The 25417-nt window shown below is 40.6% G+C and carries 25 protein-coding genes; 8 read left to right on the top strand and 17 right to left on the bottom strand.

The window, feature by feature from the left end; translation table 11 throughout:
• Positions 1-76 precede the first annotated feature (76 nt).
• A complete protein-coding gene (moaA, locus tag HY987_RS09480) occupies positions 77-1003 on the bottom strand; it encodes a GTP 3',8-cyclase MoaA (RefSeq protein WP_292757939.1) in 927 nt (308 codons plus the stop codon).
• Positions 1004-1017: 14 nt separating this feature from the next.
• Entirely contained in the window at positions 1018-1725 is a 708-nt protein-coding gene (gene mobB / locus HY987_RS09475) for a molybdopterin-guanine dinucleotide biosynthesis protein B (RefSeq protein ID WP_292757937.1), read from the bottom strand.
• 782 nt (positions 1726-2507) lie between these two features.
• Between mobB and fwdF the strand changes: the two genes are divergently transcribed.
• From fwdF to HY987_RS09445, 6 genes are read left to right on the top strand one after another with little or no spacing between them, the layout of a single operon-like run.
• On the top strand, positions 2508-3563 hold the full coding sequence (gene fwdF / locus HY987_RS09470) for a tungsten-dependent formylmethanofuran dehydrogenase subunit FwdF (RefSeq protein ID WP_292757935.1): 1056 nt from the start codon (positions 2508-2510) through the stop codon (positions 3561-3563).
• A 15-nt stretch (positions 3564-3578) separates the two neighbouring features.
• Entirely contained in the window at positions 3579-3824 is a 246-nt protein-coding gene (locus tag HY987_RS09465) for a 4Fe-4S binding protein (RefSeq protein ID WP_292757933.1), read from the top strand.
• Positions 3824-4210: a tungsten-dependent formylmethanofuran dehydrogenase subunit FwdD gene (gene fwdD, locus HY987_RS09460; protein WP_292757931.1), complete on the top strand. Its 387-nt coding sequence runs from the start codon at positions 3824-3826 to the stop codon at positions 4208-4210. Before HY987_RS09465 ends, fwdD begins: the two co-directional genes overlap by 1 nt.
• Before the next feature lie 33 nt (positions 4211-4243).
• Positions 4244-5959, top strand: a complete 1716-nt coding sequence (gene fwdA / locus HY987_RS09455) for a tungsten-dependent formylmethanofuran dehydrogenase subunit FwdA (RefSeq protein ID WP_292757929.1) — start codon at positions 4244-4246, stop codon at positions 5957-5959.
• A complete protein-coding gene (locus HY987_RS09450) occupies positions 5956-6762 on the top strand; it encodes a formylmethanofuran dehydrogenase subunit C (protein ID WP_292757927.1) in 807 nt (268 codons plus the stop codon). The genes fwdA and HY987_RS09450 overlap by 4 nt, the downstream gene beginning before the upstream one ends.
• Before the next feature lie 12 nt (positions 6763-6774).
• Complete coding sequence (locus tag HY987_RS09445) at positions 6775-8082, top strand: formylmethanofuran dehydrogenase subunit B (protein ID WP_292758456.1); 1308 nt, start codon at positions 6775-6777, stop codon at positions 8080-8082.
• Positions 8083-8243: 161 nt separating this feature from the next.
• Here the strand turns inward: HY987_RS09445 and HY987_RS09440 are convergent, their stop codons facing one another.
• From HY987_RS09440 to HY987_RS09375, 14 genes are all read right to left on the bottom strand, one after another.
• Entirely contained in the window at positions 8244-10211 is a 1968-nt protein-coding gene (locus tag HY987_RS09440; protein WP_292757925.1) for a molybdopterin-dependent oxidoreductase, read from the bottom strand.
• A 243-nt stretch (positions 10212-10454) separates the two neighbouring features.
• A complete protein-coding gene (locus HY987_RS09435) occupies positions 10455-10643 on the bottom strand; it encodes a 4Fe-4S dicluster domain-containing protein (protein ID WP_292757923.1) in 189 nt (62 codons plus the stop codon).
• Positions 10624-10998 (bottom strand): NifB/NifX family molybdenum-iron cluster-binding protein, encoded by a 375-nt coding sequence (locus tag HY987_RS09430; protein ID WP_292757921.1) that lies wholly within the window; start codon positions 10996-10998, stop codon positions 10624-10626. The genes HY987_RS09435 and HY987_RS09430 overlap by 20 nt, the downstream gene beginning before the upstream one ends.
• A gap of 100 nt (positions 10999-11098) precedes the next feature.
• Positions 11099-11293, bottom strand: a complete 195-nt coding sequence (locus HY987_RS09425; RefSeq protein WP_292757919.1) for a 4Fe-4S dicluster domain-containing protein — start codon at positions 11291-11293, stop codon at positions 11099-11101.
• A gap of 53 nt (positions 11294-11346) precedes the next feature.
• The gene (nifN, locus tag HY987_RS09420) at positions 11347-12774 is read right to left on the bottom strand and encodes a nitrogenase iron-molybdenum cofactor biosynthesis protein NifN (RefSeq protein WP_292757917.1); all 1428 of its coding nucleotides are present in this window, start codon (positions 12772-12774) and stop codon (positions 11347-11349) included.
• Entirely contained in the window at positions 12775-14508 is a 1734-nt protein-coding gene (gene nifE / locus HY987_RS09415) for a nitrogenase iron-molybdenum cofactor biosynthesis protein NifE (RefSeq protein WP_292757914.1), read from the bottom strand. It abuts the gene before it with no gap.
• Between the two features lie 93 nt (positions 14509-14601).
• Positions 14602-15990, bottom strand: a complete 1389-nt coding sequence (locus tag HY987_RS09410) for a nitrogenase component 1 (RefSeq protein WP_292757912.1) — start codon at positions 15988-15990, stop codon at positions 14602-14604.
• On the bottom strand, positions 15990-17492 hold the full coding sequence (locus HY987_RS09405) for a nitrogenase subunit alpha (RefSeq protein ID WP_292757910.1): 1503 nt from the start codon (positions 17490-17492) through the stop codon (positions 15990-15992). Before HY987_RS09405 ends, HY987_RS09410 begins: the two co-directional genes overlap by 1 nt.
• Positions 17493-17587: 95 nt before the next feature.
• The gene (locus HY987_RS09400; RefSeq protein ID WP_292757908.1) at positions 17588-17956 is read right to left on the bottom strand and encodes a P-II family nitrogen regulator; all 369 of its coding nucleotides are present in this window, start codon (positions 17954-17956) and stop codon (positions 17588-17590) included.
• 116 nt (positions 17957-18072) lie between these two features.
• Positions 18073-18390, bottom strand: coding sequence for a P-II family nitrogen regulator (locus HY987_RS09395; protein ID WP_292757906.1), 318 nt, complete (start codon positions 18388-18390; stop codon positions 18073-18075).
• A gap of 70 nt (positions 18391-18460) precedes the next feature.
• The gene (nifH, locus tag HY987_RS09390) at positions 18461-19288 is read right to left on the bottom strand and encodes a nitrogenase iron protein (RefSeq protein WP_292757904.1); all 828 of its coding nucleotides are present in this window, start codon (positions 19286-19288) and stop codon (positions 18461-18463) included.
• 267 nt (positions 19289-19555) lie between these two features.
• On the bottom strand, positions 19556-20323 hold the full coding sequence (locus HY987_RS09385) for an ABC transporter ATP-binding protein (RefSeq protein WP_292757902.1): 768 nt from the start codon (positions 20321-20323) through the stop codon (positions 19556-19558).
• The gene (locus tag HY987_RS09380) at positions 20320-21357 is read right to left on the bottom strand and encodes an iron ABC transporter permease (protein ID WP_292757900.1); all 1038 of its coding nucleotides are present in this window, start codon (positions 21355-21357) and stop codon (positions 20320-20322) included. The genes HY987_RS09385 and HY987_RS09380 overlap by 4 nt, the downstream gene beginning before the upstream one ends.
• A 134-nt stretch (positions 21358-21491) precedes the next feature.
• Positions 21492-22553: an ABC transporter substrate-binding protein gene (locus HY987_RS09375; protein ID WP_292757897.1), complete on the bottom strand. Its 1062-nt coding sequence runs from the start codon at positions 22551-22553 to the stop codon at positions 21492-21494.
• A gap of 275 nt (positions 22554-22828) precedes the next feature.
• Here HY987_RS09375 and HY987_RS09370 point away from each other — a divergent pair, with 275 nt between their 5' ends.
• Positions 22829-23377 carry a hypothetical protein gene (locus tag HY987_RS09370; protein WP_292757895.1) on the top strand — a complete coding sequence of 183 codons (549 nt, stop codon included), beginning with the start codon at positions 22829-22831 and terminating at the stop codon, positions 23375-23377.
• A gap of 237 nt (positions 23378-23614) precedes the next feature.
• A complete protein-coding gene (locus tag HY987_RS09365) occupies positions 23615-24400 on the top strand; it encodes a hypothetical protein (protein ID WP_292757893.1) in 786 nt (261 codons plus the stop codon).
• 243 nt (positions 24401-24643) lie between these two features.
• Here HY987_RS09365 and HY987_RS09360 read toward each other — a convergent pair.
• A partial coding sequence (locus tag HY987_RS09360; RefSeq protein ID WP_292757891.1) for a chitobiase/beta-hexosaminidase C-terminal domain-containing protein occupies positions 24644-25417 on the bottom strand: 774 nt, incomplete at its 5' end.

The following is a 25417-nucleotide window of genomic DNA, read 5'->3' as shown; positions in this document are numbered from 1 at the left end:
TGTTATTTTTTGTAGTAGATTAATGATAATTTATATGATCATATAATTAATACTTCCATATTTCTGCTGCCAGTCATTAGCATTTATCATAAAATGGTTCTCTATTTTCTATGGCTTTTAAGAATAACATTTTGAGTTCTTCATTGGATTTACCCTGTCGCATGGGTTCTATAAAATCAACCAAATTATCATTCCTGAGTAAACATGGTTTTAACCTACCTTCGGGGGTTATGCGTATCCTGGTGCAGTTTTTGCAGAATTGGGTGTTGTCCATGGGTTTAACAACCTCAATCTCCCCTCCATCCACAAAGTATTTCTTCCGGTCCTGCATGAAACGCCTGGTTTTAACTTTATCTGCCATATTTGCCAATTTTTCTTCTAAATCATCCATTTTATAATGGTAATCATCAATAAAACCGTTATCCGGACAATTATCAGTTTTCAAAAGTTCAATAAGTTGTAGTACTGCTCCGTTTTCCTGACAAAAGTCAAACATGTCCCAGATTTCATTATGGTTGAGTCCTTTCATCACCACCATGTTCACTTTAACTGGATAAAGACCTGATTCAGCAGCACTGATTATGCCCTGTTTGGCCTGTTGTAGGTAGTCTTTTTTGGTTATGAATCGATAGGTTTTGGGTTTGAGGGTGTCAAGGCTAACATTAACCCGGTTGAGTCCAGCTTCCACTAAACTATCGGCGTATTTATCTAAAAAAGTTCCGTTGGTGGTTATGGAAACGTCTTTAAATCCTATTGATGATATTTTGGACACAATTTTTACTATATCGTCGCGAATCAGTGGTTCTCCACCTGAAAGTCTGATTTTCTGCACTCCAATGTCACGGGCAACCTGAGCGATGCGATGTATCTCTTCCGGTGTCATTTCGTATTTTTGAGGTAGTATGCCATCGTGATGGCAGTAAAAACAGTTTACATTGCAGCGATTTGTTATTGATATCCGTAAGGATATTATGGGACGCTGGTAGGTATCAGTTACTGTCATTATTGTTACCTATTCTATTGGTTTATGTCGTGTTGTATGAGGAGTTCGATTTTTTGGGGTTCGCCATGTTCTTTGATTTTAAGGGCGCTGATCATGCCTAGGAATGTGTTTTCAATGAATTTATTAACAAATGGATTCATGGGAACGCGGTTCCCATTAACTTTAAGAATGACATCTGATATTTGCTTCATGACACATAGGTTTTCTTTAGCATCTCCCTGTACTATGGCCAGTGCCATCTCCTGACAGTTTTCATAGCCACATTCACCACAGTCCAAGTTGGCCAGCTTACCAAAACTCCTCTCTTCAACCAGATCTACTAGTTTTCCAATGGATTTTTCATCCAGTTCGCGCACATCCACTTGGGCCAGACTGAAAGGATCATCTAAAGGAGAGGTGGAAATTTTAGCATAATTAGCAGGTTTATATCCTTCTAATACAAGAAAATCTAGCTCATCCAGCTGTTCGGCTCCGGTTATTATTTTTTCAAGACTCATATCTTTATTTATAATGAAAAATGTTTCTTCTCCACCGGCACCCACCACTATTTCCGCTCCAGATTCGCGGTGTTTCCAAGTGTCCTTCCCTTCTACATCTAACTTAACATGAGTATGTTTTACAGTACCTACCTTAAACCCTCTTTTAACCAGTTCATTCACTAGCAGGGTGACCAAAGTGGTTTTACCGGTGTTTTTGGTTCCTGCCACGGATACTATCTTCATGATTACACCTCTAAACTGTAAACTTATTATATCTGACTCAGTTTTACTCATTGTCATAAACATTCATATACTGGTAATACTGACCATGTTACCAATTTATCTTATACACTAACCTCTTAACATATTATTTAAAAACATTTAGGTAAATGGGTTACATAATACTATTGGTAGTATTAGTATTAATAATATCTTTAATAGATGTCTAGTATAGATTTTGAAGAACATTCCGGTGTTTATTTTAAATGTAAAGCCTGGTTAAAATCCAGAAAATTCATGGAACATTAATTGGAATATTCCATTTTATTAATCTTGCAAACATTTTAATCTTTATCAGATCTGAAAATTGGGTTTACATTTATATTATCTGGATTTAATTTCCAAGACAAATATTTAATGAATACTTTAATTTAATGGATTTGATCCTTTCAAAATCTTATACAATTTTTATTCCTATTTAACATGTCATTCAATGTTTTATTTCATTTAATTGGGGGGTGTAGTCAAATTTTTCCCAAGGTTATTGATGTGTTAACTACACATCCTTATATATCATTTTCTATATAATTTTTTGGGGAAATTATATATATTAAAGCTACCGAATGTGTTATCAACACACATGATATCGTGCCCCTAAACGTATGACTAAGTTAACCATCAATATAATGATATTTAACGTGTTTGGGTTGATAATAGGGTACAATAATGATTATAATTGTACTGTGGATGTCTGTTGTGTTTTAAGGTGTGTATAATCAATTTATAGAATAAAGGAGGTTGATGTAATGGATACAACAGAAATTATTGAAGGTAAAGATATTTCTGTAGAGAGAACAGGCGAAGAGGATCGAAAATTACTCTTTAAGGATGACCTTTGTGCAGCCTGTGGTCTCTGTGAAAAGATATGTCCTGTGAACGCCATAGAGGTACAACCTACTGGTGCTATGGTAAGAACAGAGCAAGATGTAAGCTCTATTGACATTGATGAGAATAAGTGTGTTCTGTGTGGAATGTGTAGTTGCATTTGCCCATTCAACGCATTGGACATGGAAATAGGTGGAGAATCCATAAAAACCATGGACGCTTATCCTCAGTTAATTAAATCTGCAGAAATCCAGGACGACACATGCATATACTGTAAAGCATGTGAAACAGCATGCCCCGCAGATGCTATCACCATTGACCGGGAACTCCCTGACCGGGCAAAACTGGTTACCGGTGAAATCGAAATAGACAAAGAAACCTGTATAGACTGTGGTATATGTGAAGAAATGTGTCCAGCAGATGCCATCACAATGGAACACAAATTACCAACATCCGATGACCCAACAGTATCTTCAGACATAAACGTTGACAAAGATAAATGTGTCTACTGTTTGATTTGTAAAAAATCCTGCCCAGTGGATGCTATAAAGGCAGTGTGCAGATCATGTTCATACGGGGACTACGATCTAAAACCAGAAGATGCTGAAACCAAAGGAAGTTCTTATGTTGATGAAGAACTTTGTGTGAACTGTGGATGGTGCCAGGATATTTGTCCAGTAGATGCAGCAACCGTAACCAAACCATTCGAAGGAACCCTGGAACTTAATCAGGATCTCTGTCAGGGCTGTGAAACATGTGTAATGGTTTGCCCCTGCAATGTTCTATCATTCCCCGAGTCATCTGAAAGTGGTTCAAAACCTGAAAAATTACATAAGGACGAAAAATACTGCATATACTGCGGAGCTTGTGAAAAATCCTGCCCAGTTGATGCAATTAAGGTTACCAGAACCAATATCAACAGCACACCAATAAAATCCAAATCATGGCAAAAAGCCTTTGATTCCGTGAAAAACTAATTACGAGGTAAAAACATGGCAATAGGACTTAAAGTATACCCTGAACTTTGCCACGGATGTGGCAACTGTGTTATCGCCTGTCCAGTGAACGCTTCCAGGAGTCCTGAGATAGCCGGTGGAAAAGGACCAACCGATGATGTGGAAATCATCATGATCGTGGAAGACGGCGAAATACAAATCAAAAATTCCAATCTGTGCGGTAGATGTGGAACCTGCGTGGAAAGCTGCCCAGTCAATGCAATAACACTGGAGGATTTATAATGAATGTTATATTAAACACTGGAAGAACCGTATGGCAGGGACAAGCCATCGAGTCCGGTAAAGACCTTCAGATGTATGTAGATGCCGCTGCCATCTGTCACATGAACCGTGAAATGATGGATCAGATGGGAATAGAAGCAGGAGACAACATCGAAGTACTATCAGATTTCGGCGATGTAGTGGTTAAAGTAGTAGAAACCCATGAAACCCTACCTCCAGGAATGATATACATTCCCATGGGGCCCTGGGCTAACCGGGTAATCGACCCAGATACAGACTCTACAGCCACACCCCGATTCAAAAACATACCAGTAGAAATCGCTCCAACCGCAGAAGAAGTACTGGATATGCCAACTTTGATGAAAGTTTACAAGAAATATAGCTAAACCATCATAAACCAATAATAAGGAGGATTTTCCTTGGAACACATAATCAAAAATGGATTTGTTTACTGTCCACAAAACGGCGTTGATGGAGAAAAAATGGACATCTGCATCAAAGACGGGAAAATTGTGGAACAGGTAAGTTCAGATGCAAATGTGATAGACGCCGATGGCAAAATAGTAATGCCAGGTGGAGTCGATCCTCACACTCACATTGCCGGTGCAAAGGTCAACGTGGGCCGAATGTACCGTCCTGAGGATAGTAAAAGAGATGTTGAAGCCGGACAATCCGGAGGAAGAGCAGGAAGTGGATTTTCAGTTCCATCAACCTTCATGACCGGCCAAAGATACGCCCAAATGGGTTACACCACAGCAATGGAAGCAGCAATGCCTCCATTACTGGCCCGACACACACACGAAGAATTCCATGACACACCCATAATCGACCACGCTGCTTACCCATTATTCGGTAACAACTGGTTCGTAATGCAGTACCTTAAAGATGGAGACATCGATGGATGTGCGGCCTATACCTCATGGCTCTTAAAAGCCACCAAAGGTTACACCATAAAAATCGTGAACCCCGGAGGAACTGAAGCATGGGCCTGGGGAGGAAACGTACACGGAATACACGACCCAACACCCTATTTTGACATAGAATCTTTCGATATAATCAGGGGATTGGCAGAAGTTAACGAAATGCTGGGACTACCCCACGCCATACACCTCCACTGCAACGACCTGGGACACCCAGGAAACTTCGAAACCACCCTGGCATCATTTGATGTGCCAAAAGGAATCAAAGCCAACCCCCAAACCGGAAGCCGTGATGCAGTACTATACGCAACCCACGTGCAGTTCCACAGTTACGGTGGAACAAGCTGGAGAGATGTTGTCTCTGAAGCACCAACTGTGGCTGATTACATCAACAAGAACGACCACATAGTATTTGACGTGGGACAGGTCACCCTGGATGAAACCACCACCATGACTGCTGACGGACCAATGGAATTCGATCTGCACAGCTTAAACGGGTTAAAATGGGCTAACTGTGATGTAGAGCTTGAAACTGGTTCAGGACTTGTTCCGTTCATCTACGCAGCACGAGCACCAGTACCTGCTTTACAATGGGCTGTGGGAATAGAACTCTTCCTGCTAACCAAAGATGCAGGAAAAGTATGTCTAACCACTGACAGTCCAAACGCAGGACCCTTCACCAGATACCCAAGAGTAATCAGCTGGTTAATGAGTAACAAAGCCAGAAAAGACCTCATTGATGGTGAACTCCACAAATGGGCCCAGAGGAAAAGTAGCGTAGCCACCCTTGACCGTGAATACAGCTTCCTGGAAATCGCCCAGATAACCAGATCCACACCAGCCAAAGTCCTGGGTCTATCAGACACCAAAGGACACCTGGGAGTAGGAGCTGATGCTGACGTGGCTATCTACAACTTCAACCCAGAAACACAGGATCAATCCGTAGATTACCGTGCACTTGAATCCGCCATGCAACATGCAGCATACGTATTAAAAGACGGTCAAATTGTGGTCAAAGATGGTACAGTGACCAACCCAACATTACGTGGACGTAGCTACTGGGTGGACACCAGTGTGGATGAGACCATCTACAACGAAGTACTGGCTAATGTGGAAAAAACATTCAAACAGTACTACTCTGTAAACTTTGCAAACTACCCGGTGCAAGACGAATATCTTCCACACTCCGCTCCAGTTAAAGGGGTGATGCAATGATTACCTTAACACCAAAAGAACAACCAGAAGTACCTATAGAGATCGACACCATAACCCCTGATTCATTAGCTGGTAAATCCCTTGATGAAATAAAAAACATGCCCATCTTGCATGGTAATGGTCAGGTACCATTAGCTGAATTCTTCGAAGTTGAAGGAGACGCAGGTGCCACAGCTGCTGAAACCAAAATCCTCATTGATGGTGATGTTTCCCAGACCAAACGCATAGGGCAGGGAATGACCGCCGGTGAAATCACAGTCAAAGGCAGCGTCAATAACTACGTTGGTGCTGAAATGGAAGGTGGATTAATAACCGTGGAAGGCAATGCCAAAGGATGGGCTGGACAAAACATGAGAGGCGGAGAACTGGAGATATTGGGAAACGCCGGTGACTACGTTGGATCAGCCTACCGAGGAGACTGGAGAGGTATGAGTGGCGGTAAAATCACTGTCCATGGAGATGTCAAAAACGAAATCGCCGAATACATGAACGGTGGTAAAATGGTCATCAAAGGAGACGTGGCCATCATGCCTGGAATCCACATGAACAACGGAGTCCTGATCATAGAAGGTAACGTCATAGCCAGGACTGGGGGAGAAATGGCTGGCGGAACCATTGTGGTCAAAGGTATCATCGACGAATTCCTGGCTGGCTTCGAATACCTTGGTGTTGAAAAAGACATAGAAGTCGAAGGAGAAGTCATACCCGGAGCATTCTACAAATTTAGAGGAGATTACGCAATAAAAGGAGCTAAGGGAACTGTTTACGCTGCAGTAGCGGGTAACGCCCACATAGCTCCCTAGAATGGAGGGATAATCATGGAACTTGTAAAAAACGTGGTGTGCCCCTTCTGTGGAACACTATGTGATGACATCATCTGTAAAGTGGAAGACGACGAAATCGTCGGAACCATAAACGCCTGCCGGATAGGACACAGTAAATTTGTCCATGCCGAAGGTGCAATGCGCTGGAAAAAACCCCAAGTAAGGGATGAAAACGGCGAACTTGTGGAAACAACCTATGAAGATGCTATTGAAAGGGCTGCTCAAGTCCTGGCTAAATCAAAACGACCATTAATGTACGGATGGAGCTGTACTGACTGTGATTCTCAAGCTGTAGGTATGGACTTAGCTGAAAATACCAAGGCTGTTATTGACAACACTGCATCTGTATGTCACGGACCATCAGTACTGGCTCTGCAGGACGTAGGATACCCTATTTGTACCTTTGGAGAAGTTAAAAACCGTGCCGATGTGGTAGTATACTGGGGATGCAACCCCATGCACGCCCACCCACGCCACCTCTCCAGGCATGTATTCTCCCGGGGATTCTTCAGGGAAAGGGGCCGATCCGACCGAACATTAATAGTGGTGGACCCCCGAGAAAGTGACTCATCAAAACTGGCTGACATACACATTCAGGTAGGATATAACCAGGATTACGAACTCCTGGACGCAATAAGAGCAGCCATGATGGGCCATGAAATCCTCTACGACGAAGTAGCTGGAGTCCCCAAAGAAGACATTCAAGCAGTAGTAGAAATCCTTAAAAACGCCCAGTTCGGTATCCTCTTCTTCGGAATGGGAATCACCCACACCCGGGGAAAACACAGGAACATCGACACAGCTATTATGCTGACCCAGGATCTGAACAACTTTGGTAAATTCACCCTCATACCCATGAGGGGACACTACAACGTGACTGGATTCAACCAGGTTGCTACCTGGGAAAGTGGATACCCTTACTGTATAGACTTCGCCACTGGAATACCAAGGTACAATCCTGGAGAAACGGGATCTAACGATTTACTCCAGAGCAAGGAAGCAGATGCCATGATGGTCATTGCATCCGACCCTGGTGCCCACTTCCCACAGAAGTCCCTACGACGTATGGCTGAGATTCCAGTTATAGCCATTGAGCCACACCGAACCCCAACCACCGAACTGGCGGACATCATCCTACCTCCTGCTATCGTGGGAATGGAAACCGATGGAACTGCCTATCGTATGGAAGGTGTGCCCATCAGGATGAGGAAAGTTGTGAACTCAGATCTACTTTCTGACCAGGAAATACTGGAAAAACTCCTGAAAAGGGTAGTTGAACTCAAAACAGCATCCAAATAAGCCTAACTAGGCTTATTTTTTTCTTATTTTTTCTTAGTGGTCCTGATTTTTTTTAGTATAAAAATATTCTTGAAAATGAAAATAATATAATATTGATTATTACCCAAATAATCTATTCAAATCCTTATCTTCTAAAATATCTTAAATTAATTCCTAATTCTCTAAATAATTCTTTTCAATCTAACAAAAGTTTCATAGTAAGGAGCTCCATTTCCCTGGTCACTTACCAGATCAGGTGTCAGAATGTTTACACACTTGTTATATTTTCGCCATCCACCCCTATGAGTGAGAACGTAATCAGTTCTAAGGCCATCATTCTCCTTAACTTTAACTAACAGTTTGCCCTGCCGGGACTCAAGCCAGACTTCTTCACAATCTTCAATATCTTTTTCTTTAAGAACCTTAGGATGGACCTGTACCTCAAGAACACCCATTCCATGTTCCTTATCAGGTATTTCTGAACCTATCCAGTCTCGGGGGCTAACTGATAGTAATCGAAGGTTAAATTCATTATTTAATCCCAATTTTTCGTTTAATTTTCTGAGATTTTCAAAATCAAGTTCAGTTGGGAATTCAAATTTCCCAGATTCAGTTTCGAATTTTCCATCAATAAAAGGAGTTACTGGGGCGGATGGGAATCTGTAAGGTTTTTTTAGAAGTTCTTCCAGAGATATTCCCTCATGTATTATGGGTTCTGCTAGTTTGCCCAGCCATTCACGTGGTGATCCTGCCATTTCCTCGCCAAATCCAAGTTGCACTGCTAATTCCTGGAATATCTGTAATTCGGATCTAGCCTCACCACATGGTTTGGTAACTGGGTTAATGGGTGATATCCAGTTATGACCATAGCTTCCCACTAGATCTTCATCTTCCAGAAAACTGGTTGCAGGTAAAAATAGGTTAGCCACATCAGCAGTATCATTTAAGAAATGATCAACCATTATAACATCATCAACACTTTCAAATGCCTTTTTAACTTTGGATGAGTTGGCCAACATGGCCAGTGGATTTCCAGCAGTGACAAATACGAGTTTAATGGGAGGATCTTGCACCTGGAGAATTTCTTCACCAACAACTGGTATGGATAGTTTCCTCTGATTATGTGATTGATCATCAAGGGCATACTCATGGCTGAAGTATCCGTATTCATCAAAACCATGACTAACACCCCCACCACTTTTCCCAATATTTCCGGTGATGGCCGCCAATGCATCAATAAGACGGAAAGTCAAATGACCCTGACTGTAACGTTGCAAACCCCAACCTAAGATGATACTACTGGGATGATTTACTGCGAATAATCTTACCAGTTCATACAGTTCTTCTAGGGGGATATCGATTATTTGGGAAAGCTCATTCAGGCTGTAATCATTCAGTAACTCCTGGTAATCCTTGAAGTATTCGGTATTCTTGTTTATGAATTCTTCATCAAAGAAACCTTCTTTTAATATTATTTTGGCAATGGCAATGGCCAAAAAACTATCAGAGCCTGGAACCGGCTGTAGGTGAATATCAGCCCTGCGTGCGGTTTCGGTGTTCACTGGATCAATAACCACCAGTTTAGCACCTTTCCGGCGAGCCTGGATAATGATCTTCCACAGATGAATATCGGTAACTGCAGGATTTCGACCCCAAACCAATATAACATTACTATTAAGATGATCAATTGGATCATGAGATATTCGTATTCCCATATCCATTTCCTGACCCGCCTGCCCTGTTCCTCCACATATTGATCCGTAAAGGGTGGAAACACCACCTAATAGATTAAAAAAACGACGATTAATAATTCTAAGGGCAGTACGGGCTCCGTAGCCCTGATAGTAAAGGATGGATTGGCTCCCGTAGTTTTCACAAGCATTCCTTATTTTACTGGCAGCCATATCCAGGGCTTCATCCCAGCTTACCTGCACCCATTCACCATCTTCCTTCTTCAATGGATGCAAAATTCTTCTATCACTGTAAAATCGCTCTTTTAAATAGTTTTTGGTATTTTTGCAGATAAAACCGCTGGTTATCTCATGTTCAGGGTTCCCACGTAGTTTAACAATTCTTTCATCTTCTACTTGGGCGATGATACTGCATGTTCCTGGGCAGTCGGCTGTACATGCTGTTAAAACTTCCCTCATAACAATTCTCCGATAGGACTCCAATATTTCAATATATTCCAATACGAATAATAATGTTTGAAAAGTTTCTAACTGGAATATTGATATGCTGTAGTAAATAGAATCTACTTATTTAATAGATCTACTCATTTTAATTGTAGTTAATTAATTTTCATATCCAAAACATGATATTAAGAGATATTTATTGAAAAAAATAAAGAATCCCTTTGAAGGGATATAATTTAATTCTCTTTTTCGTGTACTTTATTCTGTTATGTTTATGGCTGAGCTGGGACATAGATCCTGGCACATTTCGCATAAATTACAGTCTTCCCCTGATTTGGTGATTATTTTATTATTTTCCAACTGAAAAATTGACATGGGACATGAATCCACACATTCTGCACAGTCACTAGCATCACATTTATCATGATCAATTTCTATTCTGGGCATCTTCTACCTCCATTTTCTTATTTGATTTTATCTCCCGGATAACCGAAGTAAGGTAACCGGTTATAGCATTAGTTATAGTCTCTTTTTTTGATTCTACTACTTCAATTCCAATTTCCTGTAATTTTTGACGGGGTTCATCACCTATTCTTCGACAAAATACTACTCGGCAATCTTTTAGAATTTCCAAACCTCTTTTCCAACGATATTCATGATCGTAAATTGGTTTTTTACTTTTTTCCCTCAATTCTACAAATTTTAGGCCTCCTTTTCCCATCTGGAAGATGAGGAAGTGGTGTGCCTGTCCGAAGTGTTGGTCTACTGTCTCACCATCGCTAGAGGCAACTGCGATCTTCATTTAGTCCTCCAGGGGGGATCATTTTGTAAATAAGTCTTTAATATTCTGATTTCCCCTTTTGATTCATGGATTTGATTATCTTTTTTCATCATCTTTTTCATCATTGATCTGGAATATTTAGGATAATTGCGGCTTTAGGACATATCTCTATACATTCCTGACACATTTTACAGTACACTGGGGAGGTAACGGTTACAACATCGTTGATTGTGAAAACATTATTAGGGCAGACATATGCACATTTGGCGCATTTTGAACCTTGGCAACGGTTTTGGTCTAATATGATGTTGATCATACCCTCATTCTCCCTTAATATCTATTAATTCACATAATTTTTAATTAATTCATTTAATTCTCAGCACCATCCATTAACTCATAACCTGCTTCATCATAGTAGTGCTGGATGATGGTGTTGGTGAGCTGGTCCAAAAGATTTAAACTTCCCTTGTAACCTAAAATACGGATTCTCTGGGCACCAACCCTGTCAAATATTGGAAATCCTACTCGGAACAGTGGAATGTTCTCATCGAGGGCTATTCGGGCCCCGTAAGAGTTTCCTATCAGGAGATCAACTCCTGTTTTTTTAACTTGCTGCTGTAAGTCGTAGAGATCTCCACCATTGATTATCAATGGGTCATGTCCGGTTCGGGACATGATCTGTTGAATGTCTGTACTGAATTTGTTGCTTTTGGTTCCTGTGGCTATAATAGCCGGTTCCATACCCATTTCAGTCAGGAAACTCACCATACCTGACACTAAATCCGGGTCTCCGTAGATTGCCACTTTACGCCCGTAGTTATATGCCTGAGAATCAACCAAAGCATCCAGTAATCTACCACGGTCGCGTTCCAATACTGGGGGAATGTTTTCAACATCTTCCAGAGAGGAGAGGGTGCTAATGAATAGATCAGTGTTCTCCAGTCCCACCGGGAGGGGTAGTGTGACATGGGGAACACCAAATCTTTTCTTCAGGAAGATCCCACCAGAATCTGCATGTTTTGATAGGGTTAAAGTAATTTTTGAATTGGCGGTCTGTCTAATTTCATCTAAAGTTGTTCCACTTGATGGTAAAAATTCTATAGATCCATTTAGAGGAGCATGGAGTGATTCTGAGGTATCCGTGAGGATAATGTTATCCAGTTCCATAAGATGTAGTATATCTTTAACTTCCTCCACATCTGCGGGGGCCAGGTTTCCAGGGATGACATTGATCACATTATTCTTATCACTTGATTCAGGGGATAAGGCCAGGCTTTCTAAGAGGGATTTAATGGTTTTATCATAACCTTCAATATGAGAACCACTGTAACTGGGCGTTGATATTGATAGTATGGGAGGAAGCTCTTCGCTATGATCTTTATAAGATTCATGGAATTTCCTTATTATGCCCTTCACATCATCCCCAATGGTCTCAGTGAGACAACTGGAGGTCACCCCAATCAGGGTGGGATTATACTGTAACTTCATGGTTTCCAGGGCCTTTAGGAGGTTTTTTTCGCCTCCATACACCACTGTACTCTCACTCATGGATGTGGATGACACGTTAATTGGTTCCCGGAAATGACGACATAACTGGAAGCGCATGTAGGTACTGCATCCCTGTGAACCATGTATAAGGGGCATGGCACCTTCAATACCCAGAAGAGCCTGAACAGCACCCATAGGTTGACACATTCTGCAGGGATTGATCACTGCGAATTTTTTTTTATTATTCTCCGGTGATTTTCCCGCTGATGTAACATTCTCTGGGGGAACATTCTTAGTAGTACTGTGCAACTACATCACCTCTGGGGAAATTTTTGGTTTTGTTGAACATCCTTTCACGGATTTTTTGCCTTTCATTGGGTTTTCAGACTTTACTTTGCAGTTAGATTCCCTTTGACTTTTGGCATTAAACATTGTCTTTGATTTAAATGGATATTTTAATGGATTTTTAAAAACCGAGCCGTTTATGCTGGGGGTGTATTTCCAAACTGGACTTGAAACTGCCCGATCCACTTCCCTGGCAAAGTTAAGGAATCCTTGGAAACCAGCAAAAGAGCTGATACGGTCATGGTTAAAGTCGCAGAAAGCCACTCCCATTTTCAGTGACATGTATTTCTCTTTTGCTCCTGAAACCAGTAGATCTGGTTGATATTTCTCCAGAAGTCTGGCCAGTTCCATGGCATTGGCATCATCCACAATGAGGGTTCCATCTCTCACAGTCTCTTTTATTCGCTGATAGTCTTCAGGCAACCCATTCTGAGTTCCGGTCATGAGTACTTCCATTCCCAGCTCCTCGAATGCTCTGATGAGAGACCAGGCTTTATTCCCCCCTACATACACCGCAACTTTCTTACCAGTTAAACGTTGACGGTAGGGGATGATGGCATCTTTAATTCGATTGGTTTCAAATTCAATGAGATTTTCCGCTGCATCCATCATTAAAGGGTCATTGAAAAATTCAGCTATGGATTTGAGGGATTTTGATGTTTCTTCAACTCCGAAGAAGTTTACTCTGACTTGGGGAATACTGTAACGTTCTTCCATGGAATCGGCCAGGTAACGGGATGATTTCTGGCACTGTACCAGGTTCAGATGAGCCAGATGGGCATTGGCTATTTCTTCAACCCGCGAGTCTCCAGTAATCACAGCCTGGATGGAAACTCCAATTTTTTCCAGAAGTGGTTTTATAGCCCAGAGATCTCCAGCCACATTGAACTCTCCTAAAATGTTAACACAAGTATCATTAGTTACCTGAGAAGTTACCTGAGATTCTAGTACATCATCTTCTGAGGCAGGATCTTTTTCAAAAGTTTCCCTTTTCTTTTGGAGAGGTTTCTTCCCCTCCTTTTGGGGAGGGTTAACCTTCTTTTGAGGAGTTTCGGTACCAATGAGATACTCTAGTAGTGCATCACAGGCAAGCTGGTGTCCTAGTGATTTATTCACGCTCCTGAAACCTTCTGATTGAACGGGTATAACCCTTGATCCGGTGATTTCAGTTGCTTCACGGCAAACACTTTTAAGATCATCCCCAATTAATCCCACCACACAAGTGGCGTAGACGAAAATGGCAGAAGGCTTGAATAACTGGTTTAATTCGATGATGGTTTCCAGGAGTTTTTTCTCGCCTCCGAAGACAATGTCCTTCTCCTGGAGATCCGTGGAGAATCCATTACGATAGAGTTCAGATCCTGAGGATCTACTTCCCCGAATATCCCAAGTGCAGGATGCACAACCCAGGGGACCGTGTACCAGGTGGATGGCATCGGTTATAGGCATTAGAACCACCCGGGCCCCACCATAGACACAGGATCGCTGAGTTACCATTCCCGGGACACTGGCCTGGTTACACGCAGGAGTAGATTCATTACCCTCTTTTTTGATGCACATGTGCTTCTTTCGAGATTTCAGGGTACTTATCACCTCTTTTGGTATTTCAGGAATCTTAATATCTGGCAAATCCAGGGAAGAAATCACATCTTCATCCCCTTTTTCAGGGTTATGGTGAGATTTATTATTCTTTTGCATTAGATAACCGTTAATTTATATTTATTTCATTTTTTTAGCTACGTTCATATCTTTTTTTACAAAAATTTAAAAAAAAATATTGACTTATTGGGGTCACTGCTGTAACTTCCAGTGTTCTTTGTCATAATATTTTTCAAACACGGTATTGGTTATTCTGTCTATTAGGTTAACAGAACCGTTATATCCAACAATAGGAACCCTATGGTATCCTGCTCGGTCATAAACTGGATATCCAACTCTTACCAGTGGGATATTCAGGTGTTTGGCAAATAACCTACCATCAGAGTGACCGATCATCAGTTCCACAGGATCTTCTTCTAACCGAACCTCTAAAGCTCTTAGATCGCTTCCTATCATAACATCTACAGGTTCATCAGATTCTTTGGCTACTTTTTCCATTTCACTAACGAATTCAGGATTTTCAACACCAGTACAAACCACAGATGGAATCATTCCCAGTTCACATACAAAACGGGCTATCCCTGCGCTTATGGCGGGGTCTCCGAATATGGCTACTTTTCGTCCGAAAAGATATCTTGAGGCTAGATCAGCCATTGAATCGATTAATAATCCTCTTTCATCTAGTATGGAGTCTGGAATTTCCAGATCTGTGAATTTCTTTAAGTTCCTGAGGAACTGATCAGTATTTTGAACCCCTATGGGTATGGGACCCACTGCAGCCGGGACATCATATTTTTTCTCCAGTGAAAGGGCACCAGAACCAGCATATCCACATAAAGATATGGTTCCAAGGCTGTTTGAAGAATCAGCTATTTCTTCAACAGTTGTCCCTCCTTTAGGATAGAATGGTCTGGTTTCTGTTGCCGATGGTCGTAGTGGAGAGTCGAAAGGATCGGATATATCGGTAAGTACAATACCCTCAACTCCCATTAAACTCATAATATGCTTTATTTCTCTGACATCACCCGGATTAACCATTCCCGGAATCATGTTAATTTTTTCATTAGCATCTCCCGGATCCTGTGCCAGGTTGGTGACCAGGGCTTTAATGGCATTATCATAGCCTCGAAAATGGTTTTCCACAAAACTGGGAGTGCTTATTGGCACAATTTTTATTTTTCCCGCTTCTTTTTCTCCCATTTTTTTCTTCAGATCTTCCCGGGCTATTTTAATGAAACCTTCCATGTCATCTCCAATAATTTCACTGGAACAGGTGCTTATGGCACCGATCACACTTGGTTTAAACCGAACTGCTAGATTTCCAATACCGGATATCAGGTTTTTTCTCCCACCAAACACTGCAGCATCTTCGTGAAGTGATGTCACCGCAATTTCAGATGGTTCACGGAAGTGACGGGAGAAAGAGTACCTGACAAAGGTGGAGCATCCTTGAGAACCGTGGACTAATGGGAGTCCTCTTCTTATCCCTGCAACTGCGTACATGGCACCCATGGGCTGGCAGGTAACCAGAGGATTAATCACCGCTGTTCGATCCCTTTTCATTACATTAGCACAGCTCATTATAGGACCTCCTCTTGTGGTTCTGTTTTGGGAGCATTTATCTCCGTTTCCTGCTTTATTTCTTCTATTTCTACCTTTAATTCTTCTTTATCCTCTATTGTTTCTTCAAATTCCAGCATATTCCACACTGGGCTGTAAATAGATGCATATATGTCTTGAGCCAGGTTCAAGAATCCTTCAAAGCCCATGTAAGGTCCATTTTCATAGGAATGGATTAAAACGCAGGGAACTCCCAATTTATGGGCTATGTACTTCTCTTTTATGCCTGAGAGGATTATGTCTGGTTTGTAGACTTCAATGATCTCCTCAAGTTCCAGTGAGTTAGGATCGTCTATTATTACGGTTCCTTCGCCTACACGTTCTTTAATCTTTTCATATCCATCTTCGTGTTCAAACATGGTTGAAACGGCAACAGTTTCCATTCCAAGGTGTTCTTTTAATGGTTCAGGAAGATGCCAGTTTTTAGGTCCTCCTGAAAATACCCACACAGTTTTACCTTGAAGTTTCTCTTTATAGAAATCTAATTTTGGCTGTATTTCTGCCATTTCACGTTTTATGAGTTTTTCAGCGTTTTCTTCAAGCCCAAAATGTTTGGCTACTGTCATCAAGTTTTCTGCACAGTATTTAGGTCCGAAAAAGTCCACTTTAATGTAGGGGATACCATATTTTTCTTCGATTAAGTCGGCAATGTAGGTGGCTGATCTCTGGCACCTTACCAGACTTAATTTAGCCCGATGCATCCAGCATATCTCGTCATGACTACAATCTCCAGTGAATTTGGAGAGTAAGTTAATTCCAATTTCGTCAAAGTACTTTTTTAAGACCCACAAGTCTCCATCTATGTTGTATTCCCCGATAAGGTTAATATCATAAGGTGTTGTCTCTGGAGGTTCTTTAGTGCCCACTAATTTGTTGAAGAGGGTTAAATTACCCACATGGTGCCCTTTAGACTGGGTAGGGCCTGAAAACCCAGGAGCATTGAATGCTATCACATCTTTTCCAATTTCTTCGGATAGTTCTTTGGCCACTGCATCCATATCATCCCCTATAAGTCCGGTGGTACAAGTGGCGTAGGTATAAATAGCGTTGACGAATGGAAATTCCTTAGCAGCTTCCAGGATGGATTGTCTGAGTTTCTTCATTCCTCCGAAAACCACATCGGATTCTTTAAGGTCGGTACCCATAATGTATTTCAGGTTGAACTGGTCTATGGGGACTTTATCTCCATTGGGAAGATCTGGTGAAGTGGGATATCTTTTACTTCCGCAACCGTATGTGGTACATCCTACTGGGGAATGCACTACGTGGATCACGTCTTTTACGGCTCCAGTTATAACACCTTTAACTCCTGCAAATGCACATCCTCTCTCGGTCATACATCCTGGAATGGTGGTTGTATTACATTTTGGGATTTCTTCGGTTGGATCAGCTAAATCTTTCACATAAGTATGTTTTTTTCTATTTGGAATGTCTTTATCCACTTCAAAAAGTTTATGGGGCATTTTTACTCTCCTAAAATGCTAAATTCTCCGTTATTTTTTTTTATTGAATAATTTTATCTTATTATCTCCTGTTAAGCATTAATCTTAATATAAACCTAAATCAGGGCTTTTGTACCTCGTTCATTGGTTCTTACCCTCACTGCCTCATCCACAGGGCATACAAATAATTTACCATCACCATTTTGCCCGGTCTGGTTAACTCTCATTATGGCTTCAACAATTAAAGAAACGTCTTCATCAGGCACGATTAGTGATATGAGTCTTTTAGGTATGTATCTCATACTTCCTTCTTCTTTTAGAAGGGCTTCGTTTTGTATGTCGAAGGATACCTCTCCAATTATTGCTTTTTGTTTTCCTCGCCCCATTACTCTTTGTGCAGTCATTGCAGGAAATCCAAGGGCGTTTAGAACATCCTTAGTTTGGGTCATTTTGTTGGGGCGGATAATTGCGATTATTTCTTTCATTAAATGCACCGATTTTTACAACTGGTTATTTTAACATCTATTCTCAGATATTCAGAGCTATTCGATCAATTTATATAATTTACCAGTTTTAATCTCATATCTTCCTATAAATTAAGTTAAAGTTCACTACTGCGTGTTCTTACGGTGTATGCTTCATCAACTGGGCTTATGAATATTTTTCCGTCACCAAAACTCCCGGTGAATGCAGATTCATTAATTAAATCCACAATTTGTGGAGTGGCATCGTCTTCTGCAACCAGTAGAATCATTGTTTTGGGTAGTTCATCGTAGTAGATCTTATCCACCTGAATACCTTTCTGTTTCCCACGTCCAATGACATCCATTTTGGTTAAAGCCACATAACCAGCTGATGCTAGTGAATCAACTACCTCTTCGGTTTTATCCGGGCGTACAATTGCTCTAATCATTTTCATTTTCTAAATCACCATTCCAAGTTAAATTTTAAAATCAATTGATGAAGTGAACTGAGACTGGTTTATTCATCTAATCGACTAAACCGTATTTTACAACAAGTTCTTCCAGTTCATCCATGGTCATTGGTGTTGGAATTACAAAATTCTCGTTGTTAATTATTTTAGTGGCCAGTTCATTGTATTCATTAGCCTGGTTACATTCCTCATCAAACTCGATCACTGATTTTTTGTTGAATTCTGCTTTTTGCACAATGTTGTCTCGGGGGACAAAATGGATCATCTGGGTTCCTATCTTTTCACAAAACTCTTCCAGGAGTTCTTTTTCTCCGTCTACGTTTCGGCTGTTACAGATAATTCCTCCCAGCCGGACTCCACTTTGTTCTGCGTATTTTACCATACCTTTACACAAGTTGTTGGCGGCGTAAAGTGCCATCATTTCTCCGGAGGCTACCACGTAGATTTCTTCTGCTTTACCATCCCTGATGGGCATTGCGAATCCTCCGCACACAACGTCACCGAGAACATCGAAGAATACGAAGTCATTGTCTTCATAGACTTTCAATTGTTCCATGATTGTTATGGCGGTTATAACTCCCCTTCCTGCACATCCGACACCAGGTTCAGGTCCTCCGGATTCAACACACTTTATTCCTTTGTAACCGGTGGACATAATTTTGTCCAGGTCCATACAGGCTTCTTCTCCCTCTTCCCGGAGGGTGTCCATCATGGTTGTCTGCATTTTCCCCCCAAGGATCATTCTAGTACTGTCCGCTTTGGGGTCACAGCCGTGTATCATCACTTTCTTATCATGGAAGTGTGCCATGGCTGATGCTGTGTTTTGCTGAGTTGTAGACTTTCCAATTCCACCTTTACCATATATTGCTATTTTTCTTACCATTTTGACCTCTCTTGTTTGGTTTTCTAATAAATTTAACCGGAAGAAGGAAACATACTTCCGACAACTTACACTTGGAAACCATCTTATATAAATGTTCTGGTTCAGAACAAATTTTCTAAAAAAAATCTATTTATAATAACAAAAAATAGTTAAATATTTAAACAAACCATTACAATATCTGACAATAAATCTATAACCCTCATCTATATCTATTTTATCTCATGATTAATTATTTTAATGATATTTAAATGGTTGTTTGCAGAATTTTTAAGGAATGCAGGCCTTTCTCCCCCCAATATCTAAAACTTTCACATTTATGCCGTAAATTTGTTTCATGTTTTCGGTGGTAATCACATCTTCTGGTTTTCCAATGGCAAAGAATCGTTTTCCATCCATAAGGGCCACTTGATTGGCGGAAATAAAGGCATGATCAGGAAAGTGAGAGGACATTATCACTGATAGGCCATCACTGGCCAGTTTTTTAATGATATTGAGAGTCCTAATTTGATTACCAAAATCCAAGTGGGAAGTAGGTTCATCTAGAATAAGAATACTGGGTTCCTGAGTCAAAACTCGGGCAATGAAAACCAGCTGCTGTTCACCACCACTTATCTCAGTATAAGGTTTATCCTTCATGTACTCAATGTTAAGAGATTCAAGGGACTCTAGGGCAATCTTATAGTCTTTATCCGAAGGAGATTCAAACATGTCCAGGTGGGGTGATCTGCCCATTAGCACTACGTCCAGAACGGTGAATGGGAAGGTTGAATTATGAATCTGGGGAATATAACCGATCTTTTTGGAAAGATCTGCCCTGGAAAATAAATTCATATTCCTGCCATCAACCAATATCTCTCCAGAATGAGGATTCATAAGACCAGTTAAACATTTGATTAAGGTAGTTTTACCGGTACCGTTGGCACCTAAAATACAGAAAATGTCTCCACTGGAAACACTAAAATTTATATCCTCAAAAATATTGTCATTATCATCATAAGCAAATGAACAACCTTTTATCTCCATAAGATGGTTCATACCCACACCTCTTTACTTTTTCTAAGAAGATATAAGAAGAATGGAACTCCTATAAGTGCGGTAAGTATCCCTATTGGGATTTCAACTGTGGTAAGTGTTCTGGTAATATCATCGATCAATAGAAGGAAGAAAGCACCAGTAACCACACTGGCAGGCAAGAGAATTTTATGATCGGGCCCCACGATCATCCTGGTAACATGGGGTATAACCAAACCTACCCAACCAATAATACCACAAATACTAACTGATGATGCGGTTACCACAGTACAGCACAAAATTATAATGGCCTGCAGTTTTTTAGTATCCACGCCCAGGGTCTGGGCTTCATCCTCACCCATTGAAATAACATTAATCCGCCAGCGGATAAGAAGAAGGATTACTATTCCTATTATAACAGGTATTCCCATCATAACCAGTTTTTCCATGGTCACCGCTGAAAAACTCCCCAAAAGCCAGAAAACTATGGTGGGGAGTTGTTGGTAAGGGTCAGCAACGTATTTGGAAAGGGCGATCAGGGCTCCGAAGAATGATTCAATGGCAATACCACATAAAATAAGGGTGAGTATGGAAGTTCCCTTAAAAGTTCGGCTGATAAAGTAGGTAAGTCCCACAGCAATCAAACCACCGAAAAAAGCGGAAACCTGGATCAAAATAGTCCCTACTGATAATAATATGGCTAATGATGCAGCAAAACCGGCACCGGACGAAACCCCTAGTTTATCAGGTGAAACTAGTGGATTTCTAAATAATCCCTGGAAAGATGCCCCGGCAATGGATAAAGCAGCCCCCACTAACATGGCAGCCAGTATACGAGGTAACCTCACTTGGAAGATAACAGTCTCCATTGATGATGAAACTGTAGAGTTAATGGGCAGTATTTTGGAAACCATGGTAATCATAACATCGTAGGGGGGGATAGGATACCTTCCAACTAAAAATGAAAGGAAAAAGAGGATGATAAGAGGGATACATAGCAATAATGTTATGGATATGTTATGGGTTGTGATTATATCCCTGATTTTTCTCTTGAGCATGTGGTATCACTCTTGCTAATTATTTGTATATTTGTATGGTTGTTGTTGGCTTTGGTATGGTATTTGTTGGCCCATTATGGGTTGATGTATAGAAATGGATTCAATATTCGAAATTGGCACATAGTTTCATTGGACTATAATTTCAACCCAGATGATGTGATTATGGAGTTTAATTCATCATCAGTCAGGTTGTAATAATAGAAACTGGAGTAAAATTCTTGGGTTAGGTTTTTCAGGTCCATGTCACTAAATTTATCAGGGTAGAGTACTTTGGCTGTCCAGGGTATTCCCAGAATGGTGTTAGCTCCGGGAGGGTTTTCAAACCAGTTAAAAGGCGAATTTGGAACTAAATAAACCTGTTTATCCTGAACTGCCTTCACATTTTGCCATAGTGGATCAGAGTAGACATTCTGGTAGAAAGTCAGGTCACTGACTATCATAATATCTGGATTCCATTTAAGAACCTGTTCAATGGATACCCCTACCGTTCCCTTGGTTACAGGAACATCAGCCACGTTTATGCCGCCACATATATCTATAAGCTGGGTATGAGAAGATCCAGATGGGTTGGTCATTAAACCAGTACTATCCCGGGCGTAGTAAACCCGTTTTTTCTCACTTTCAGGTATGGAAGCGGTTTTACTGGTGACTTCACTGAGCATTTTCTGATGGAAGGACACCAAATTACTGGCTTTTTTCTCCTCCCCCACTATTTTGCCAATGAAAGTTATGGAATCATCAATGTTGGTGAGATTGTTATCTCCTTCTACATCCAGAAGAGGAATCACTCCCAATTTTTCTTGCATGTCATTTACATCATTAACTGTTGTTCCGTGGCCCACAAAAACCACATCAGGGTTCATAGATATAAATGTTTCATAGTTAGCGTCTTTCTTACCCCCTCCCAGCACGGGAAGGGTCTGATATTGGGTGTCCATGTACTTGTTTTGCGCTGCACTTCGATTGGAATCCCACCCAATTAACTTGTTTGGTGCCAGCATATACAACATCACCGTAACTGAATTAGAAAATGATGCCACTCGACTAACATTAATTGGAACTTGCACATCCCTGCCCAGCATATCGGTGATCTGGGTCTGGTTCCCTGAATTAGTCTTCAAAGTACTGGTATATAATGCCAAACTACTGATGATGATTAATAACATCACTACGATTATAATGATTTTTTTATTCATAAAAACCTCTCAATTGAGATATAAAAGGTCATATTTCCTTTTATGCTCTGAAATTATTAGATAAATACCTTTTTTTAGTTCCTGAAAATTATTGGCTTATGTTATGATTAAATTTAGGCTAATTGTTCATAATATCAGTGGATATGTATATATACACATATCATTATAGTAAATAAAAATTTTCCTAAAAAAATCTCTAATATTGGAAAAAATTAAAGGGGGTATTAAAAACGGATAAAATAAAAATAATTGTAGCTATGGTAACAACTTTTTTATTGGTTTTTGCAACGGCAGGTTCAGCCTTTGCCGGTGCAGATATAGCAGTTTCTTTTGATAAAAGTACCGCAAATGTGGGTGAACCGGTGGTGATGATAGTCACCATAACCAACACAGGTCCTGGTGATTTAAGTGATATAAAGGTTTTAGCACCGATACCTACCGGTTTGAAATACATGACCAGTACCACTGGAACCACTAAAAATCTTTACAACTCCAGTACTGGTATATGGCAAGTCGACAACCTGAAATTATCTTCCAAAGAAGGAGGGAAAAAAACCCTTAATATCACCATGGAAGTGCTGCCAGAACTAGCTGGGAAAACAATAACTGCGAATGCCAGTTATCAAAGTGTGACTGATAGTTCAGGATCAGTTCCATTAAAATCAGCCCAGAGTCAACCTCTAGTAATTGGTAACAATGGAAATGCCAGTGCCAACACCACCTCTGCCGCTGCAACTGATACACCCTGGGGTATATATGCACTGGTGATAGTTGCCATTGTAATAATCCTTGGTGCGGGATGGTACATGATGAAAAGGAAATAGACATTCATATTTCCTTTTTTTAGGAATTAATTATGACATGATAAAACCTCCAATAAATCTAATAATGGATTAAAATAAACTCTGAAGTACTAAAATCCAATAATTTAGCATTTAAATCGTGAATATAAGATAATATCCTAAAATAACAGTAATAACTTTATTAATATGTCAATTCTCTTTTGAAGTGATACTGATGAAGTATTATGTTGTTACAAATTAAAATAATGAGGGATGCCTATGAAAATCGTTAAATTAATGTTAACAGTCTTGATAAGTGTTTTTTTGGTATTTTCAACTGTAGGATCTGCATTTGCAGGTGCAAACATTGCTGTTTTATTCAACACCACCTCGGCAAAGGTTGGTGAAGAAGTTACCATGACCGTTGTCATTACCAATACTGGACCTGGTGATCTGACTGATGTAAATGTTTCAGCACCGCTACCTGTGGGGTTGGAATTTTTAACCAGTGGCACAGGAACCACCAAAAATCAATATACTAAGGATACGGGCCTTTGGCAAGTGGATAACTTGAAATTGACTTCCAAGGATAAAGGAAAGAAAACACTAACTCTAACTGCGGAGGTACTCCCAGAAGCTTCAGGAAAGACATTAACAGCCACTGCAGTATTTTTAAGTGTTCGAAACAGTTCCGGAGACTTACCTTTAAAATCTGCTCAAAGTCAACTAACCATTGAATCAAATAATACCAATAAAGGGGATAATACGGAAAAAACTGGAAATGCAGGATCCACAGTGACTTCCAGCAGTTCAAATCCAGTAACTGCAGTTTCAGTCTCAAAAACCAGTTTAGTTGCAGCTAAACTTAACGATAATAGCACCAATAATTCTAGTAATCCACTAAATTTGCCACAGGAAACCCCAGCCAAAGCTTATGATGTGTATAATTCTACTGAGGATTCCAATACCCAAATCCCCATGAGCACCTATGCTATTGTGGCCCTGGTTGGAATTGGAATTCTGGTGGTTGTTGGATATCTACTGGGAATAAAGAAAAAAACATGATCTCAATTATTTCCATTTTCTTTTATTTTCACAACAAAAATGAATAACAATCCCCTTAATAATTTACTATTTATTCTTCAAATACTATTTTTCTTCAAATTATTCCCTTCAATTATCTTATTAAGTTATCATTTTCCTGATAAGCTTGATAAATACCAATAAAGGTCTATTTGAATATTAATTTAATTAGAATTAATCTTTAATGTATTTAAGGAACTAAAAAAAGAAAAGGGGAGGGATGATTTATTTTTTCCTGTTCAGGGCTATACCACTTCCAATACAGAGAATACCGAGAATTAATCCTGCTATTGGCATTCCGGTGGTTTGCATAGGTATGGTTCCTGCTTGGATGTTGGTGGTGGTTGCTGCGTTGACGGTGTTGGTGGTTGGTGTTATGGTGTTGTTGGTGGTTGCTGCATTTATTAGTAGTGATCCGATGTTGTTGATTAGTCCGGGGTTGTATCCGGCTACGGTTACGGTTGGTAGTATGTTGTATGTTCCAGCGCTTTGTATGTTGAGGTTGAGCCATAGGTATGGGTCAACTCCGGCTGCTACGTCTCCTACTGTCCAGGTTAGTGTTCTTGTTGTTGGGTCGTAGTTTACTGTTCCTTGGTCTACGTTTGCGCCTGCGTATTCTACTCCTTCGGGTAGTACGTAGGTGAATACTATGTTATGTGCGTTTCCGGGTCCGTTGTTTCCTAGTTTGAAGGTGTAGGTTACTTTGTCACCGACTGTGGGGTTGGTGATGGATGGAGTGATTTGTACGTAGACATCGGATTTGATGTTGTAGGTTTCGGTTTGTACGGTTCCCTGGTTTCCGGCTGCATCTATGGCCATGAATTTTAGGGTGGTTGTGGTGTTGATGTTGATTGGTCCGGTGTATTGTGTGCTGGTGGTGGTTGGTGTTGTTCCGTCGGTGGTGTAGTAGATAGTGGCTGTTTCATTGGGTGTTAGGATAACGGTTTGTGCAGTGTTGTAGTTACCGCCGGTTGGGTTTGCTTGGACTGTGGGTGCTGT

This window comes from Methanobacterium sp. (assembly GCF_016217785.1).
In the GTDB taxonomy this organism is placed as follows: domain Archaea; phylum Methanobacteriota; class Methanobacteria; order Methanobacteriales; family Methanobacteriaceae; genus Methanobacterium.
Note: the sequence above shows the minus strand (reverse complement) of the source record. Positions and strands in the feature narration are given on the sequence as shown.

Excerpts from the sequence above, each read along its gene's own strand:
- HY987_RS09450 (WP_292757927.1), top strand. The coding sequence starts at position 5,956 with ATGATTACCTTAACACCAAAAGAACAACCAGAAGTACCTATAGAGATC.
- nifE (WP_292757914.1), bottom strand. The coding sequence starts at position 14,508 with ATGCAAAAGAATAATAAATCTCACCATAACCCTGAAAAAGGGGATGAA.
- nifH (WP_292757904.1), bottom strand. The coding sequence starts at position 19,288 with ATGGTAAGAAAAATAGCAATATATGGTAAAGGTGGAATTGGAAAGTCT.
- HY987_RS09430 (WP_292757921.1), bottom strand. The coding sequence starts at position 10,998 with ATGAAGATCGCAGTTGCCTCTAGCGATGGTGAGACAGTAGACCAACAC.
- HY987_RS09405 (WP_292757910.1), bottom strand. The coding sequence starts at position 17,492 with ATGCCCCATAAACTTTTTGAAGTGGATAAAGACATTCCAAATAGAAAA.
- fwdF (WP_292757935.1), top strand. The coding sequence starts at position 2,508 with ATGGATACAACAGAAATTATTGAAGGTAAAGATATTTCTGTAGAGAGA.
- moaA (WP_292757939.1), bottom strand. The coding sequence starts at position 1,003 with ATGACAGTAACTGATACCTACCAGCGTCCCATAATATCCTTACGGATA.
- HY987_RS09410 (WP_292757912.1), bottom strand. The coding sequence starts at position 15,990 with ATGAGCTGTGCTAATGTAATGAAAAGGGATCGAACAGCGGTGATTAAT.
- HY987_RS09395 (WP_292757906.1), bottom strand. The coding sequence starts at position 18,390 with ATGAAAATGATTAGAGCAATTGTACGCCCGGATAAAACCGAAGAGGTA.
- mobB (WP_292757937.1), bottom strand. The coding sequence starts at position 1,725 with ATGAAGATAGTATCCGTGGCAGGAACCAAAAACACCGGTAAAACCACT.
- HY987_RS09380 (WP_292757900.1), bottom strand. The coding sequence starts at position 21,357 with ATGCTCAAGAGAAAAATCAGGGATATAATCACAACCCATAACATATCC.
- HY987_RS09465 (WP_292757933.1), top strand. The coding sequence starts at position 3,579 with ATGGCAATAGGACTTAAAGTATACCCTGAACTTTGCCACGGATGTGGC.
- HY987_RS09400 (WP_292757908.1), bottom strand. The coding sequence starts at position 17,956 with ATGAAAGAAATAATCGCAATTATCCGCCCCAACAAAATGACCCAAACT.
- HY987_RS09435 (WP_292757923.1), bottom strand. The coding sequence starts at position 10,643 with ATGCCCAGAATAGAAATTGATCATGATAAATGTGATGCTAGTGACTGT.
- HY987_RS09375 (WP_292757897.1), bottom strand. The coding sequence starts at position 22,553 with ATGAATAAAAAAATCATTATAATCGTAGTGATGTTATTAATCATCATC.
- HY987_RS09385 (WP_292757902.1), bottom strand. The coding sequence starts at position 20,323 with ATGAACCATCTTATGGAGATAAAAGGTTGTTCATTTGCTTATGATGAT.
- fwdD (WP_292757931.1), top strand. The coding sequence starts at position 3,824 with ATGAATGTTATATTAAACACTGGAAGAACCGTATGGCAGGGACAAGCC.
- HY987_RS09425 (WP_292757919.1), bottom strand. The coding sequence starts at position 11,293 with ATGATCAACATCATATTAGACCAAAACCGTTGCCAAGGTTCAAAATGC.
- HY987_RS09440 (WP_292757925.1), bottom strand. The coding sequence starts at position 10,211 with ATGAGGGAAGTTTTAACAGCATGTACAGCCGACTGCCCAGGAACATGC.
- HY987_RS09365 (WP_292757893.1), top strand. The coding sequence starts at position 23,615 with ATGAAAATCGTTAAATTAATGTTAACAGTCTTGATAAGTGTTTTTTTG.